Source organism: Winogradskyella wandonensis (assembly GCF_004346845.1).
Taxonomy (GTDB): domain Bacteria; phylum Bacteroidota; class Bacteroidia; order Flavobacteriales; family Flavobacteriaceae; genus Winogradskyella; species Winogradskyella wandonensis.
This window is the reverse complement of record NZ_SMGI01000003.1, coordinates 189,551-206,028: the sequence shown is the minus strand read 5'-3', so window position 1 is coordinate 206,028 and position 16,478 is coordinate 189,551. Positions and strand designations below refer to the sequence as shown.

Genomic DNA, 16,478 nt, shown 5'->3' with positions numbered 1-16,478 from the left:
AATTTAGCTAATGTAGACTTAATGGATACGACCAGCGATTGGTATGTAGCCGATTGTGACGGTGACGGTGTACCAAACGGTACAGAAGTAGACCCACAAGGTGATGGCACTCCAGGTCCAGACGGCACTGACCCTAATGACCCATGTGATTTCAATGCATCAGATATAAGTTTAACACCAAGTGGAGATTATCTATTAGCTGATTGTGATGGTGATGGTGTGACTAATGGAGATGAGATAGCAGATGGTACAGACCCTAGCGACCCTTGTGATTTCAATGCAGGAAGTATAACAGGTCCACAGACAGGTGATTGGTTATTGGCAGATTGTGATGGTGATGGCGAAGATAATGGTACAGAGACATCTAATGGTACGGACCCAGAAGACCCATGTGATGGAGGTGATTTAGCTAATGTAGACTTAATGGATACGACCAGCGATTGGTATGTAGCCGATTGTGATGGTGACGGTGTACCAAACGGTACAGAAGTAGACCCACAAGGTGATGGCACTCCAGGTCCAGACGGCACTGACCTTAATGACCCATGTGATTTCAATGCATCAGATATAAGTTTAACACCAAGTGGAGATTATCTATTAGCTGATTGTGATGGCGATGGTGTGACTAATGGAGATGAGATAGCAGATGGTACAGACCCTAGCGACCCATGTGATTTCAATGCAGGAAGTATAACAGGTCCACAGACAGGTGATTGGTTATTGGCAGATTGTGATGGTGATGGCGAAGATAATGGCACAGAGACATCTAATGGTACGGACCCAGGAGACCCATGTGATGGAGGTGATTTAGCTAATGTAGACTTAATGGATACGACCAGCGATTGGTATGTAGCCGATTGTGACGGTGATGGTGTAATAAACGGTATTGAAGTTGATCCTGACATGACAGGTATTCCAGGTCCAAATAATACGAATCCTTATGATCCATGTGATTTTAATGAGGTTGATATTACTTTACCGCAATCAGGTGATTGGTTAGTGGCAGATTGTGATGGTGATGGTGTGACTAATGGTGATGAAATGAACTCTGGTACAGACCCACTTGACCCATGTGACTTTGTTAGTACAGACATCACTTTGCCAATAACCACTACGGTTTTTTGTAGGCCAGAATTAGAAGTAACTAAAACGTTTGTCACTACAGGAGAAAATGTTGGTGATACAGTTACCTTTACGATAGAAGTCGAGAATACTGGAAATGTAGTATTAAATGGTTTAGATATTGTTGACACATTTACAGACATAACAGGTAATCCACTAAGTTTAACAACAGGACCTCTATATGTTGACTCTACTCTAGGTAGTTCTCAAGGAAATTTAGTTCCTGGGGAGATAGCAATATATACAGCCACTTATGTAATAACTCCAGAAGCTGTAAATGCTGGCGGTATATCTAATACTGCTGAAGCTTTAGCAATAGCAACAAATAATGGAGTTATTGTTCAAGATATTAGTGATGATGGAGATGATTTTGATGGGAATGTTTCTGACGACCCAACTGTATTATCATTAGGATGTTTAACTATTTTTAATGAGTTTTCTCCAAATGGTGATGGAGTGAATGAAACATTTGTAATTAATTGTATAGATCAATTCCCAAATAATAAACTAGAAATATATAACAGATGGGGTAACATTGTTTACAGCATGAATGGTTATAACAATACATTCGATGGTCGATCAAATGGACGTTCGGTTGTTAATGCCTCAGACTTATTACCGGTAGGTACATATTATTATGTTCTTAACTTAGGAGATGGAAGTGAGCCGCGAGTTGGTTGGTTATATATTAATAGATAAAACAGTACTGAAAAAATGAAAAATATGATCAATAAATCATCATTAATTAGCTTAGTTGTAGTTTTAGCACTAGGATTAATGCCAATCGACAGTTACGGACAACAAGATCCTCAGTATACGCACTATATGTACAATACATTAAGTATTAATCCGGCTTATGCAGGACAAAGAGAAACATTGAGTATTGTAGGACTCCATCGTTCCCAATGGGTGGGAATCGATGGAGCACCGCAAACGCAATCTCTAGGTATTCATTCGCCCTTGCGTAACGAGCGTTTAGCACTGGGGTTAAATGTGGAAGTGATGCTCTTGGACCAGCTCGTGAGAATTTTGTCGATGCAAATTTCTCGTATACCTTTCCGATTAACGATAATGGTACAAGGCTATCTTTCGGTGTTAAAGCAGGTTGGCATAATTTAAGTACTGATTGGAGTTTAGGTCTTCCCCAGTTTGATGATCCATTGTTTGCGCCCGAGTCAAATTTAGATCAACATGCTTTAATTGTTGGAGCTGGTTTATACTTAAGTAATAGAAACTGGTACGTAGGCCTTTCAGCACCTAATTTTATTACAACAGATCATTATGACGACTTTCAAAACTCTGTTGCCACAGAACGTATGCATTTCTTTTTACATGGTGGTTATGTCTTTGATATGGGTGGCAATGTAAAACTGAAACCAGCATTTTTGGTTAAAGCGGTTTCTGGAGCACCATTAATTGCCGATATTTCTGCAAATGCATTATTTGATGATACTCTTACAGTAGGTCTAGCTTGGAGATGGGATGACTCTATTTCTGCATTAGCTGGATTTCAAGTCACAAAAGGAATGTATATCGGATACGGTTATGATTTAACAACATCGGACTTAAATAATTATAACAGTGGTACACACGAATTAATATTGAGATTCGAATTGCAGCAACTAGGCAAAATATTATCACCACGTTTCTTCTAAAACACAGACTATGAAAAAACTATTAAAATATATACTAGCTCTTGTTTTTATTCAAGGCTGTTTTATGGCAAATAGCCAAAAGTCCAAAGTTAAAAGCGTAAATGATGATTATAACGAATTCGCTTATGTAAAGACGAGTAATGTGCTATTACGAGTTGCCGAAAACGGTTACAGAAGTCCAGAGATGCTTCAACAGTTGGCAAATTCATTTTATTTTCAGAATAAGATGAAAGAAGCTGCGCGCTGGTATGGTGAGCTTTTTAAGCTAACTACAGATGTAGACTCGGAGTACTATTTTAGATATGCCCTGGCTTTAAAAGGTGTCCAGAATTACGAAGCTTCCGATGAGTGGATGGAGAAGTTTAACGAATTAAACCCATCGGACTCACGAGCAAAGTCTTTTATTGCAAGAAGAGATTATAGAAAACAAATCGCACAGAATTCTAAGTCTAATGTTGTAGTTGATAATTTGAACTTTAACTCGGAGTATTCAGATTTTGGTACAGCCGTTTACGATGGTAATTTGGTTTTTGCATCTGCAAGAGGCAATGACGAAAGAACTTACCAATGGAATGGTCAGCCTTATCTCGATCTATTTAAGGTTTATGGCTATAACGATGGAGAGTTTTCAAACGTTTCGGAATACAGTTCTAAGATAAACACAAAGTTTCATGAGTCAAGCGTAGCTTATATGCCAGATGGTAATACAATTTTCTTTACAAGGAATAACTATTACCGTAATCGCGCCAAAAAAGGTGATGATGGTGTTAATAAGTTAAAATTATTTAGAGTTTCTAAAGACGATAATGGTAACTGGGGAGAAATCAAATCTGTACACTTTAATAGTGATGAATACAGCGTAGCACACCCAACAATTAATAAAGAAGGTACTCGCCTTTATTTTGCGTCAGATATGGAAGGTACTGTTGGAGATTCTGATATTTGGGTTGTAGATATAAATGAAGATGGTTCTCTTGCAACCCCACGAAATTTAGGAAGCTCTATAAATACCGAAGGACCAGATTCGTTTCCATTTGTAAATAGTGAAGGTGATTTATATTATTCTACAAAAGGACTTCCAGGTCTTGGTGGTTACGATATATTTGTAGTACGCAGTGCAGACGAAAAAATTGCAGATAATGTAACCGATAATTACGTTGTTACCAATATAGGCAAACCATTTAATAGCAATGCTGACGATTTTGCGTTTTACGAAAATGTAGAAAACGAGAATGGTTTCTTTTCATCAAATAGAACTGGAGGTAAGGGAGACGATGATATTTATAGTTTTGGTTTAGGCGAATGCGACCAAGTAGTTACAGGAAGAGTTAAAGACAAACAGTCAGGAGCTTTGTTGCCTGGAGCTACGGTTGTACTTAAAGATGCAACAGGAAATGAATTAGAACGTGTTATTGTAGGCACTGATGCTGCCTTTAGATTTAATGTAGATTGTGATAAACAATATTTAGTAAGAGGTTCTAAGGAAAAGTATAGTATTGAGGAAGAGCGTTTCGATACCAACGACGCTAGTTTAGAATTAAACCTTGATATTGGATTATCACCAGAAGAAATAGCCATACAACCTTGTGATGATTTAGCAAAAGCACTTAATATTCCTTTAATCTATTTCGATTTGGATAAGTACGATATTAAATACGTGGCTGAGCTTCAATTACAAAAAGTATTAGCCGTTCTGGTAGAGTATCCTTCAATGACGTTAGATATTAGAAGTCATACCGATTGTAGAGCATCCGATGAGTATAACCAAAAGCTTTCAGAAAACAGAGCACAAGCCACACTAAAATATTTAGTAAAAAGTGGTATCGACCCTACGCGATTAACTGCCAAGGGTTACGGAGAATCACAATTAGTTAATGATTGTGGCTGTGACACTGTAGATACCTCAGAATGTACAGAGTTACAACACCAAAAGAATAGACGTAGTGAGTTTATTATCACGTCTTTTAAAGGAAAAAAATGTGGAGAATAAGTAATTAAAACTACTTGAATATAGATAGCCGCTTCAATTTGAAGCGGTTATTTTTTTATGATAACCTTATCATTTTTTTTAACATTTGATTGTAATTTTGCTCCATGAACGAAGAACAAGTCATTTTAGTCAACGAAAACGACGAACAAATTGGTTTAATGCCCAAAATGGAAGCTCATGAAAAGGCTGTTTTACATCGCGCTTTTTCTGTTTTTATCTTTAATAAAAATAATGAGTTAATGCTCCAGCAACGTGCCTTGCATAAATACCACTCACCAGGCCTTTGGACAAATACTTGTTGCAGTCACCAAAGAGATGGAGAAAGTAACTTAGAAGCAGGGAAAAGGCGTTTAAAAGAAGAAATGGGATTTGTAACAGATCTCGAAGAAACAACATCTTTTATCTACAAGGCGCCTTTTGATAATGGCCTAACAGAGCACGAGCTAGACCATATTATGGTTGGCTATTATGAGGATTCCCCTAAAATTAATCCAGATGAAGTTGCCGATTGGAAATGGATGCTTTTAGACGATGTAAAAGACGATATTTTTCAACATCCAGAAAGTTATACGGCTTGGTTTAAAATTATTTTCGAAAAGTTTTACGAACATATTAATATTAAGAAATGAGAGTAACCGTGAGCAGACGTGCACATTTTAATGCGGCACACAGATTATACAGAAAAGATTGGAGCTTCGAGAAGAATGACGCTGTGTTCGGAAAATGCAATAATCCTAATTTTCATGGCCATAATTACGAGCTTATTGCAAGCGTAACTGGAAATATCGACCCAGAAACAGGCTACGTCATAGATGTAAAAATTTTAAAAGACTTTATTAAATCTGAAGTCGAAGATGCCTTTGACCATAAAAACTTAAATCTAGAAGTGCCAGAATTTCAGGATTTAAACCCAACAGCAGAGAATATAGTTGTAGTAATTTATAATAAATTAAAGGCTAAGTTAGATTCTAAATTAGATTTAGAAGTGACACTTTACGAAACTCCTCGTAACTTTGTGACCTATTCTGGTGAGTAAATGCAAGAAGAATTATATCCATTAAAGTTCAAACCTATTTTAAAGGACAAAATTTGGGGTGGCGAAAAACTTTCAAAATATCTAAATAAACCGTCTAAATCTACCCAAGTGGGCGAAAGTTGGGAAATTAGTGATGTAGATGGTGATACCTCTATAGTTACTAACGGTCCATTAAAAGGTCAATCATTAAAAACGCTTTTAGAAAATTATCAGTCTCACTTAATGGGTGAGAAAAATTACCAGCGGTTTGGAAACAAATTTCCATTGCTAATTAAGTTTATCGATGCCAAGCAAGATTTAAGTATTCAGTTGCATCCTAATGATAGGTTAGCGGCGGAACGCCACGATTCTTTTGGGAAGACCGAAATGTGGTATGTCATGCAAGCCGATGAAGATTCAAATCTCATTGTAGGTTTTAATCAGAAAGTAACTCCTGAAAAATACCTTCAGCATCTAGAATATAAAACGCTTACCGAGATTTTAAATTTCGATAAGGTAAAGAAAGGTGACACCTATTTTATAGAGGTCGGGCGCGTACACGCTATAGGTGCAGGAGTGCTATTGGCTGAGATTCAACAAACTAGTGATATTACCTATCGGGTTTACGATTGGGATAGAGTAGATTCAGATGGTAATTCGCGCGAGTTGCACAACGATTTGGCCATAGACGCTATTGATTTTAATATGAAGAATGATTTTAGGGTAACTTATAATAAAACCCAAAATCAATCAAATGCAATGGTGAATTGCCAATACTTTACAACCAATTATATAAAACTTGATTCTGAACTTCAAAAGAAAAATAATTTCGATTCGTTTATCATTTACATTTGTGTAGAAGGGCAAATGGAAATCCATACCTCTAGCGGTAAAGAGATAATAAAAAAAGGTGAAACAATGCTTTTACCGGCATCGATTAAAACCTATACAATAAATGCCTCTAAAGCAGAACTTTTAGAGGTGTATGTTTAGCGTATCTTTTTCTAAAAAAAGATTACAAATTAAAGGGATTTATTACTTTTGTCCCATAAATTAAAAATCATGGCAAATAAAAGAGATTTAAAGAAAGACATCAACTACGTTTTAGGTGATATTATCGAAGCAGTTTATATTTGGGAACTGGCAAATGCAGAAAAGCCAACTAAGGAAAGTGATGCAATAATAGACGAAGCAATAGCAACGTTTGACGATTTAATTGTTAAGGTAAATGATAGAAGCGTCGAAAATAAAAAAGCGCACTTTAAAGCCATAAATCAAGAGCTTGAGACTAAAGGTAGAGCGCTAATTGAAAAAATAAATAAATTAAAATAAAATAGGTTTGCAGATTTAAAAATCTAATTTAAATTTACGCCTCTTTCGCCGATGTAGCTCAGCTGGCTAGAGCAGCTGATTTGTAATCAGCAGGTCGTGGGTTCGAGTCCCTCCATCGGCTCTTAAATTTTAAGACTCCAGTCGTAATTGATTGGAGTTTTTTTATGCAAGATTGCGAAGTCTTATTTAAGAGTTTTATATATAGTTGCTGAGAGGTTAAACATAAGTTAGCAAACTAATCATAGATAGAAAATTCTATCGGAATTTTCGTGAGTCGGCTGTGACCTAGCAATTAATTATACACGTTGTTATGTGCTGGCTTTTCTAAGTTCAGTTTATCAAAATATTCATTCATTTTATCCCAAACTGCGTAATATTCTAATTCTCTAGCTCTTTCGTCATTTCCCATATCACAGTTAATTACAATGTATCTTCCAGTCTTTTTTTCTTTGTCAAAATACATCCAAGTAGCAACTCCAGCGTCACCACCAGAATGACCAACAAAACCGAATGCGCTATATCCTATAAAAATTGCAGGATTATAGTCTCCATCATAAGGATGGTCTGCGTTACGCTCACCTTCTGCAAAATTGTTATCACTAAGTTGTTCTGTAAAAAGTTCTTTATAGCTTTCTTTTGAAAGTAATGTACCTTCTCCCGAATAGCCTTTTATCAATTCAACTAGATACTTCGCCATATCACTACTTGATGAAATTAACATTCCATCAGGATATGTTATTGCGGTGTAGAAGGGTAAAAGAGAGTTATCGTTTCTGTATAATCTTGAATGCTTTTTTATATCCACATCTTCTAATGACCAACCAGATGAATTCATACTCAATGGTTTTAAGATGTGTTCTTCAGTAAATGAATCAAATACCTGACCTGTTGCTTTTTCGATAACTAATGCACATAACGTAGCGCCTATATTAGAATATTCAAAGCGTTCCCCTGGTTTGAAGTTTATGTAATTGTCATCTTGATAATATGCACCATTTATTTCCAAATATCCTTTCAAGTATTTTTCCATTGGAACATCAAGTTCAGAAGGGTTTAATCTTTGAGCTGGATAATCTGTGCTTACTTTTGATAAGTCTTGATCTTTTGTAAGAATCCAAGCTCTTTCCATATACTGTTCATCAGTATCATTAATACTAGAAGTATGTGTAGCCAATTGTCTTACTGTAATTGTTTCATTAGGGTAATTTGGATTTACTACCTTAAAAGGCAAATAGTCCTGAATCGGATCATCTAAATTTAATTTCCCCATTTCTTTAGCTTTCATTAAGGATATACCAATTAACGTTTTAGAAACCGAAGCAATGTGCTGTATTGTATTTTCTGTATACTTCTCTTTTGTCTCAAGATTAGCTAATCCAAAGCCTTTTTCATAGAGCACTCCGTTTTGGTCGACCATTGCAACTGCAAATCCATTTATTCGTCCATTTTTTTGAATAGAATCCAATTCAGCGGTTAAAGAATCCATTACAATTTGGTTTTCACTTATAGGATTATCATTGTTTTTATTGCGTTGATTACACGATGAAAAAGAAATTACTATGACTATTATTAAAGCGAATTTTCTCATTTGTTCTTTTGGTTTCCTTTAAGGATTAAAAAAATGTATTGACGTTACAGTTTCTTTTTTTTAGCATGCACATAACGATAAGATATGGTTAGTTGGTAATGCTTCGACTTGCTCAGCAACAGAACTATATAGGATGTTAAACGAAGTTAGGTTTTTAAAAACGAAATATCAAGCCAAGAAAAGAAGCACTTACTTAATACTGTCTTGCGCTTTTTTAAAATCGTTTAAAGCTTTTCCTAAAGTTTTACCGTAGTACGATTGCTTCACTTTATCTGTAAGATTGTTGTAGATGCTATCTAGATATTTTACGCTTGCATTAGGTGCTTCGTAAAGTGCTAGGTAAGGTGCAACTTCGCTATCACCATGGTTCAATGCAAAATTTATTGTAGATGCGTATTTAAGCTTTAATAATCGGTTAGAACGTTTGGCTAAAGAATCTGAGGTAATGGTATCATTGCGCTTCGCGGCTTCAAAATTTGCTTTTATTAGGTCTAAGTTACTATCATTAAAGTCAGACATTAATTTTAGATATTCTTCTAAAAGCACTTGCTGCTCAGAGCCAGTTATTTTGGCATCACTTGTAAATCGTTTTAGCGTTGTTTTAATTTCAGTTATACCTTTATCGGCAAAAAATGGGATAAAATGTTCTTGCCCATCATTTTTATGTAGCTTAAGATACAGCAAAATAGGCTCGTCTATGTTAGTTTTAAGGGTGAAATCTGAGGTGCCTTTTATAACTACAGAATCTAAATCTACTATGGACGTTCCGTCCTCTTTTTGAAGATATACCACACCTTTTTTTAAACCTTTAACAGACCCATTTAAGGTAAAGTTTTTTTCTGTCTCAGAATTGCAAGACGATACAATTAATGAGATAAGAATGATATATAGTAGATTTTGAAACGCTTTCATTATAGGAAATTTTTTAGTGGACAAATATCTCATTTTTGTTTTAAAAAACAACTAAGCTCCGGATACAATTTGCATCAAAATAGTACAACCAATCGCAGCAATAGTACCAACTGCATATCCAAATACGGCTAACAGTACACCAACAGTTGCTAAAGATGGGTGAAACGCAGAAGCAACAATAGGAGCAGAGGCTGCACCACCAACATTAGCTTGGCTTCCTACTGCTAAGAAAAAGTAAGGTGCTTTAATCAATTTGGCTACGCCAATGAGTAATAGTGCATGGATGGTCATCCATACTAAACCTACAAGAATTAGTAAGCCGTTATCAAAAATTAGGGTTAAATCCATCTTCATACCAATAGTTGCGACTAATATGTAAATAAAGACACTGCCAAATTTACTAGCACCAGCACCCTCATAGTTTCTGGCTTTTGTAAAGGAAAGACCAATGGCAATTAAAGTAGCAATACTAATCATCCAAAAGAATTTAGAACCTAAAAACGTAAATATATTTCTGGTAGTAGGGTTTTCGATATTACTCACAACAGTATCAAAATAAGGTCCCAAATAATCCGATGCTAAATGTGCAAAGCTAACTGCACCAAAAGCAATAGCGGCAATAATCATAATATCTGTTAACGATGGATTTCGTTTTACACTTTCCGAGAATTTAGAGACTTTATCCTTTAAATCTTCAATTGCTTTTGTGTCGGCTTTTAACCATTTATTAAAGCGATTGCGTTTACCAATGCCTATTAAAATTAAAGCCATCCAAATATTGGCAACGACGATATCTACGAATACCATTCCGCCGTACAGCTTCTGATTATAACCATAAATCTCTAGCATTGCTGTTTGGTTGGCACCACCACCAATCCAACTACCAGCTAATGTAGAAAGTCCTCTCCAAACCGCATCTGGGCCAGTAACGCCTATTAAATCTGGGCTGATTTGTGCAATTAAAAGAAGCGCAATTGGGCCACCGATGACGATACCAACAGTACCAGCAAAAAACATCACTAAGGCTTTCCAGCCTAAATTAAAAACACCTTTGAGGTCTATACTTAACGTCATTAAAACTAACGCTGCTGGTAACAAATAGCGGCTAGCCATGTAGTATAAGTTTGTGCTATGGGATATTATTTTATTGTCTTCTGAAATTGTTTCCCATTCTGGAGCGATAAGTCCTGATGTAGTTAAAAAAGCGGGTATCATATAAGCAACAAAAAGTCCTGGAACTATTTTGTAGAATTTTGACCAAAATCCTTGCTCTTTGGATTCAGAAAAAAATACGATTCCAAGAGCCAACATTAAAAGTCCAAAAACTATTGTGTCTTTTGTGAATAATGGAGCTTTTACAATAGCAGTTGATTCTTTACTTATAACATTAATATTTACTTTCTCTTTATTATTATAAAAATCTACTTTTTGAACTTGAATAATATCTTTTTTTACAAAACTCTCATCTGTTTTTATTTCAATATTGAATAAAGTCTCAGTACTAATATTTATAGTCTCTTTTGATTTAAATTTAATAGAGCTACTATAATTATTGACTTCAACCGTAAAAGAATCTTCGTAGTTTTTTAAGTTAATATCTCTGAATTTAGCTATTGAATCAAGTGTAGATAATTCAATTTCAAACTCATTGAATGAGATGTTACTTATTAAAACGGGTATCTCAAATTTTTTAGAGCTGTTTTCATTGACACTTTCAATAGTCAATTCCTGTGAGGCGACTATATTAGAGAAAAATAAAAGTGAGATAAAAATTAAAGTATTCTTAAAGAGGCTTTTCATAAATAAAATATTTCAGCAAAATACAAAAATTGAAACACAAAAAAAGTGACTATTAAAGTCACTCTTTATCTTTTTGTTTGGGTTGTCTTTTATGTTCTTTAAGGTATTGCATGAGCATCCATTCTATTTGGCCATTGGTACTGCGAAATTCGTCCGTAGCCCATTTCTCAATAGCCTTTAGCATTTCTTCGTTAAGTCGTAATGCAAATGCTTTTTTCTTAGCCATTTTTACTGTTTTACAAAATTTGAAATTACCGTTACCAACTCTTCAGATAATGGAAAGTTAGGAGACGTGTAAGATGCTAGGTTATCACTGTCTTTTTCGATAATTTTAAGGACATGATTCATTTTATCGATTATTACAAGTTCTGAATCTGGCTTAGCAGCGTGCAATAAATTGGCATCATTTACTAAGACTTGTATATCCTTTTTACCATTTATTACAAGTGCAGGAATCGTTAGCGTTTTAATAACTTCTGCTGGATTGTACTTAATGTAATTCTTAAAAAAGGGAAGATTTTGTTTAGCAAAAATGGAGATAAGTAATGGGTCAACATTTTTTATCTCTCCCGTTTCTTTAAGCTCCTTAAAGTGTGCTTTAGTTTTTTCTCCTAATTGCGCACTTTGTGCGGTTATTTGGCGTGTTAATGCCAAATCTACAGGTTCTCCAAGTCCAGCTAATGATACAAACTTGTCTACGTTTTCGTTTACGGCTAGCATTGCCACTAACGAGCCTTGACTATGACCAATTAAGGTAATATACGAAAATCGCTCATCATTTTTAAAGGCATCGATAGCTGTAGTGACATCAGTAACTAAATCGTCAAACACAAAGCTTTTTAGTAAATATGGCATGTTCTCTTTAGTCACATTTCGTTTATCGTAACTATAAAAAGCAATACCATTTTTATTCAATTTATCTCTAAGCAGTTTAATATAATTAATATTTACGCCCATTGCTGGTTGGTTGCCATTTCTATCTGGATTTCCCGAGCCTTGAACAAATATAACTAGCGGCTGCGTTTTTAATTCTGAAGTATAGGTTAACGTTCCTGGTAACTGAATGCTATCATTCATTAAAAGCTTTTCTTCTGACGCAATTTGGTTTTGCCCTAATACAAAGAGCGAAAAGCAAAATGCAAAGCTTAGTAAAATTGTTTTCATGACATTTTATGTTTATAGTTTTCTAAGGTGCTTTCGGCTTGTGCTTTCTTTTGCGTACCTATTAAAATTTTCTTTCCACTAGTTAACTCTAGCTGTATACCTATATCGCCTTTTACATTAATGGCAATGCCTTTGGATTTTTTCCATAAAAATCCTCCTTTTAATCCCCAGCCACCGTATTCGCCAATAGGGTCATAGGTTCTAACATAACTTTTATTTATCTCGTTCCATTTAATTAAGCGGTATTTTAAATGAAATGGGAAAAATTGATAATGTATGCCTTCTTCGTCAATCCTTGTGTTAAGCTGAAATATAAAAATGATGCATGGTGTTATTATAATAACAGCCAAGGCAATAATTAATTCGGTCAGAGGCATCTTGTCTGTATCTTTGAGAATAACAGCTACAGGAACAACCATACTAACCAATATGAGTATTATTAGCCACGATTGCGTAAATCGTTGTTGTTCTTTAAAAATTTTCATTTTTATCTATTTTTATCTCTTTCTAATATGGCACTGGTCCAACCATGTCCCATTTCTTTAACTATCCATCCTTCGCGAGCATACTGATTAAGTATGTCTTCTAATGCTTGAAGGCGGTTTTTCCAACCTAATTTTAGGTGAACAACTTTATATTCTTTCATTATTTGGTGTATTTTTTCTAGTCTTCAGTATTTTTAAAAACTACCATAGCAATAACAGCACCTATTATTGTACCGATTAAAGAGCCGTAAATTAAACTCATAGCAATATTGCCTGTTACTGCACCTATCGTGGTTCCTATACTTAAGCCCATAGCACTGCCAATAGCAATGCTATATGTCTGGTTTTTGTTCATTATTAGTGATTTAGAGTTCCTGTGTTAACAACAGGAGAGGCATCTTTATCTCCACAAAGAACAACCATAAGGTTACTCACCATAGCTGCTTTGCGCTCTTCGTCTAAATCAACAACGTTCTTTTTATTAAGTTCTTCTATTGCCATTTCTACCATGCTCACCGCGCCTTCTACAATTTTATGTCTAGCGGCAACTATGGCTGTTGCTTGTTGGCGTTTAAGCATGGCATTTGCGATTTCTTGCGCGTAAGCTAAGTAACCAATACGTGCTTCTAATACTTCGATGCCAGCGATGGATAAACGCTCGTCGATTTCTTTTTCTAAGGCATTGCTTACCTCATTAACACTAGAACGTAGTGTAATATCTTCGTCATGTCCCTCATCGGCAAAGTTATCGTAAGGATACATACTAGCTAGTTTACGCACTGCAGCATCCGTTTGCACACGCACAAAGTTTTCGTAATTATCGACATCAAAAGCTGCTTTATAAGTGTTTTGCACACGCCATACGAGTATGGTGCTAATCATAACTGGATTACCAAGTTTATCGTTGACCTTTAAGCGTTCACTATCAAAGTTACTGGCGCGAAGCGATATTTTCTTTTTGGTATAAAATGGATTTACCCAGTAGTAACCGTTCTTTTTTACAGTACCGACATACTTTCCGAATAGTAAGAGTACACGAGAGCCATTAGGTTGTACCATTAAAAACCCAAAGGCAATGATTAATGCTGCAACAATACCAATAACTGGCCAAGGTGTTTGATAGATTGGTATAAGCGCTATGCTCCCAAAGAATAGGACTAAGAACACAAATAACATAAGGTAACCGTTAGCTGGGACAATGATTTTTTCTTCTTTCATGGTTTAATATTTTAATAGTTGATTTAATATGATATTAAAATGATATCATAAAGATATGATTTAAAATATTAGTAGCCAAATATTTTTAAATGTTACAAGAATAATATTTTTTATTAAAAATAAAGTTTGGCACGCCATTTGCTCTTATAAAAGTGTAATGATAAATGCGAAAGTCGGCTGGTTACCGACGATACTACAAACGCTTTCATTACGATTGGTTGGTTAGTTAGTAAAGAAGCCGTTTCAGATATGAAACGGCTTTTTTAATTGTTGTTTTTTGGAATTCCTTTTAATTCTTTATGAATTCGACGATGCTATCAATTAATTCTGGATTAATCGGTCTAAACGATTCGCCATAGGATTTAGAATTTTCTAATCTATCGCCCTCAATGGTAAATAACACATGATTCATGTTTTCAATAATTCGGAGTTTAGCATTAGGATTTGCTTTCGCTAGCAGTTTAGCTTCGTCTTCAGAAACTTGTAAATCTTTAGTACCATTTACGATTAGAATTGGTTTTTTTATTTCTGAAATTATTTCCGTCGGATTATATGCCATCCAAGATATCATAAACGGTTGGATGTCTAGATTAAACATAGACGCTAGCGCAATCGGGTAGTCATTTGCAATTTCACCAGCTTGTAATTTAGTTACAACCCTTTTAGTGTCTTCTACATATTGTCTTGCCGTATTGTTAATCTGATCAATAATAACGTCTCCTATTTTTTGTCCCGCACCCGCTAGAGAAATAAAACCATCTGCCTCTTCTAATGCAAGCATACCTACTAAACTACCTTGGCTATGGCCAATGACATATATTTTAGAGTATTTATTTTCGGCCTTAAAGTAATTAATAACATCTTTAGCATCGGACACAAAATCCTCGAAACGCATAGACTTAACATCGACTTTTCCTGTTTTTATTTGTTTAACAATGCGCTTATCATATCTAAAGGATGAAATATCATTTTCAGAAAGTGCTATTGCAAGCTTTTTTAAATTGTTACTCTTTAAAAAGTTTTGGTTTCCGTTTCTATTTGTTGGACCAGAACCAGCTATTATGATAGCTAAATTGGTTTCTCGATTATTTTTTGGAGCTAAGAGTGTTCCGTCTATTAAATCAGTAACTGTGAGTTCTTTCTCTTCGAAGTCCGTTTGTTGCGCGAAGGATGTTGAAATTATCAAACAGAAAAATAGATGTAATATTTTTTTCATGATGTATTACGTAATGTCTAGCAAAGTTACGCTTTCTATAACAAGAATTATAAGTGACTTATTGTTATTTATCTTATTAGAGAACTTTGTTTAATAGTGTTTTTTATCGGTAAAAATGTGTTTTTTATCTATAAATGTTAAAATTTAATGTATTTCATCGATTAATAATGTTTTTAATCGTTCTATTTAAAATGTGCTCTTATATTTGTGGTGTACTAAATTAGTTTTTAGTTCAATGGATTAATTAATTAAATATTTGCATTATGTTGTTGGCTTTAGTAACCCTGAATCTACTAGCATAAAATTAAAGCAAATTAGAAAAGTCGAGATTGAGGGATCTCGACTTTTCATTTTTATAGACTTACCAGTTTTCTAAATGTAAGATTGATCCGTTCTCCAATTGCTTTTTTGGTTTTAGCTATTTGATGTAGCCAGTGGTGTTGCATAGCACCTTTCATAATCAATAAGCTACCATGCTTAAGTATTAGTTTATGGCGTTCTTCTTTGAATTTTCGATGTTTAAAATGAAATGGTCGTTCTTCTCCTATTGTTAAGGAGGCAATAACAGGATTTTTACCTAATTCCTTTTCGTTATCTGCATGCCAGCCATTACTATCATTACCATTTCTATACAAATTAAGTAATACAGTATTAAATTGATGTTCTGTTTTAGTTTCAATTTTTGTTTTTATGGCCTTAACCTCATGCGTAAATGGTTTTGGGTTCATGGTTATACTAGAATAGGCGTACGGTTGATTGTTTTCTCCGTAAAGTGTCGTTAACCTCGGTTGCTTATAGACTTTGCCAAATATTTTAATGTCGTCTTCTTGCCAGTCTGTTTCTTGTTTTAGTGTATCAAAGAGTTGGTCAGCTTCTTGCTTAGATAAAAAGTTTGGATAATAAATGAGTTCTGCATCTGGTAGGTTGAAAACCTGTTTTTCTTCAGAAAATAAATCCATAACTTTTTTTATCTAACTTAGC

17 protein-coding genes, 1 tRNA gene and 1 pseudogene are annotated in these 16,478 nt (G+C 34.9%); 8 read left to right on the top strand and 11 right to left on the bottom strand.

What is annotated here, in order from left to right:
- From DFQ05_RS13605 to DFQ05_RS10200, 8 genes and pseudogenes are all read left to right on the top strand, one after another.
- Positions 1–1,821: T9SS type B sorting domain-containing protein (locus DFQ05_RS13605; protein WP_206750666.1), on the top strand; the 1,821-nt coding region annotated here is incomplete at its 5' end.
- Positions 1,822–1,845: 24 nt separating this feature from the next.
- Positions 1,846–2,777 (top strand): annotated as a pseudogene (locus DFQ05_RS10230) (PorP/SprF family type IX secretion system membrane protein).
- A gap of 10 nt (positions 2,778–2,787) precedes the next feature.
- Positions 2,788–4,767 carry an OmpA family protein gene (locus DFQ05_RS10225; protein WP_132705312.1) on the top strand — a complete coding sequence of 660 codons (1,980 nt, stop codon included), beginning with the start codon at positions 2,788–2,790 and terminating at the stop codon, positions 4,765–4,767.
- A 104-nt stretch (positions 4,768–4,871) separates the two neighbouring features.
- Positions 4,872–5,396 (top strand): isopentenyl-diphosphate Delta-isomerase, encoded by a 525-nt coding sequence (idi, locus tag DFQ05_RS10220; RefSeq protein ID WP_132705311.1) that lies wholly within the window; start codon positions 4,872–4,874, stop codon positions 5,394–5,396.
- Positions 5,393–5,803 carry a 6-pyruvoyl trahydropterin synthase family protein gene (locus DFQ05_RS10215; RefSeq protein ID WP_132705310.1) on the top strand — a complete coding sequence of 137 codons (411 nt, stop codon included), beginning with the start codon at positions 5,393–5,395 and terminating at the stop codon, positions 5,801–5,803. Before idi ends, DFQ05_RS10215 begins: the two co-directional genes overlap by 4 nt.
- The gene (locus tag DFQ05_RS10210) at positions 5,804–6,775 is read left to right on the top strand and encodes a type I phosphomannose isomerase catalytic subunit (protein WP_132705309.1); all 972 of its coding nucleotides are present in this window, start codon (positions 5,804–5,806) and stop codon (positions 6,773–6,775) included.
- Between the two features lie 69 nt (positions 6,776–6,844).
- Positions 6,845–7,114, top strand: a complete 270-nt coding sequence (locus DFQ05_RS10205) for a hypothetical protein (protein WP_132705308.1) — start codon at positions 6,845–6,847, stop codon at positions 7,112–7,114.
- A gap of 47 nt (positions 7,115–7,161) precedes the next feature.
- Positions 7,162–7,235 (top strand) — tRNA-Thr (locus DFQ05_RS10200).
- Positions 7,236–7,406: 171 nt separating this feature from the next.
- Here DFQ05_RS10200 and DFQ05_RS10195 read toward each other — a convergent pair.
- The 11 genes from DFQ05_RS10195 to DFQ05_RS10150 form a co-directional block, all read right to left on the bottom strand.
- Positions 7,407–8,600: a serine hydrolase domain-containing protein gene (locus tag DFQ05_RS10195; RefSeq protein ID WP_241974253.1), complete on the bottom strand. Its 1,194-nt coding sequence runs from the start codon at positions 8,598–8,600 to the stop codon at positions 7,407–7,409.
- A gap of 291 nt (positions 8,601–8,891) precedes the next feature.
- Positions 8,892–9,614, bottom strand: a complete 723-nt coding sequence (locus tag DFQ05_RS10190; protein WP_132705306.1) for a DUF4369 domain-containing protein — start codon at positions 9,612–9,614, stop codon at positions 8,892–8,894.
- A 51-nt stretch (positions 9,615–9,665) separates the two neighbouring features.
- Positions 9,666–10,925 (bottom strand): DUF819 family protein, encoded by a 1,260-nt coding sequence (locus tag DFQ05_RS10185; RefSeq protein ID WP_132705433.1) that lies wholly within the window; start codon positions 10,923–10,925, stop codon positions 9,666–9,668.
- 547 nt (positions 10,926–11,472) lie between these two features.
- Positions 11,473–11,640: a type II toxin-antitoxin system antitoxin gene (locus tag DFQ05_RS10180; protein ID WP_132705305.1), complete on the bottom strand. Its 168-nt coding sequence runs from the start codon at positions 11,638–11,640 to the stop codon at positions 11,473–11,475.
- A gap of 2 nt (positions 11,641–11,642) precedes the next feature.
- The gene (locus tag DFQ05_RS10175) at positions 11,643–12,578 is read right to left on the bottom strand and encodes an alpha/beta hydrolase (protein WP_132705304.1); all 936 of its coding nucleotides are present in this window, start codon (positions 12,576–12,578) and stop codon (positions 11,643–11,645) included.
- The gene (locus DFQ05_RS13710) at positions 12,575–13,063 is read right to left on the bottom strand and encodes a hypothetical protein (protein ID WP_199221989.1); all 489 of its coding nucleotides are present in this window, start codon (positions 13,061–13,063) and stop codon (positions 12,575–12,577) included. Before DFQ05_RS13710 ends, DFQ05_RS10175 begins: the two co-directional genes overlap by 4 nt.
- A 2-nt stretch (positions 13,064–13,065) precedes the next feature.
- The gene (locus DFQ05_RS10165) at positions 13,066–13,224 is read right to left on the bottom strand and encodes a DUF4177 domain-containing protein (RefSeq protein ID WP_132705303.1); all 159 of its coding nucleotides are present in this window, start codon (positions 13,222–13,224) and stop codon (positions 13,066–13,068) included.
- 17 nt (positions 13,225–13,241) lie between these two features.
- Positions 13,242–13,418 (bottom strand): hypothetical protein, encoded by a 177-nt coding sequence (locus DFQ05_RS13705; RefSeq protein WP_199221988.1) that lies wholly within the window; start codon positions 13,416–13,418, stop codon positions 13,242–13,244.
- A gap of 2 nt (positions 13,419–13,420) precedes the next feature.
- Positions 13,421–14,281: an SPFH domain-containing protein gene (locus DFQ05_RS10160; protein ID WP_132705302.1), complete on the bottom strand. Its 861-nt coding sequence runs from the start codon at positions 14,279–14,281 to the stop codon at positions 13,421–13,423.
- Positions 14,282–14,570: 289 nt separating this feature from the next.
- Entirely contained in the window at positions 14,571–15,497 is a 927-nt protein-coding gene (locus DFQ05_RS10155) for an alpha/beta hydrolase (RefSeq protein WP_132705301.1), read from the bottom strand.
- 353 nt (positions 15,498–15,850) lie between these two features.
- A complete protein-coding gene (locus tag DFQ05_RS10150) occupies positions 15,851–16,456 on the bottom strand; it encodes an alpha-ketoglutarate-dependent dioxygenase AlkB family protein (RefSeq protein ID WP_132705300.1) in 606 nt (201 codons plus the stop codon).
- Between the last annotated feature and the right edge of the window lie 22 nt (positions 16,457–16,478).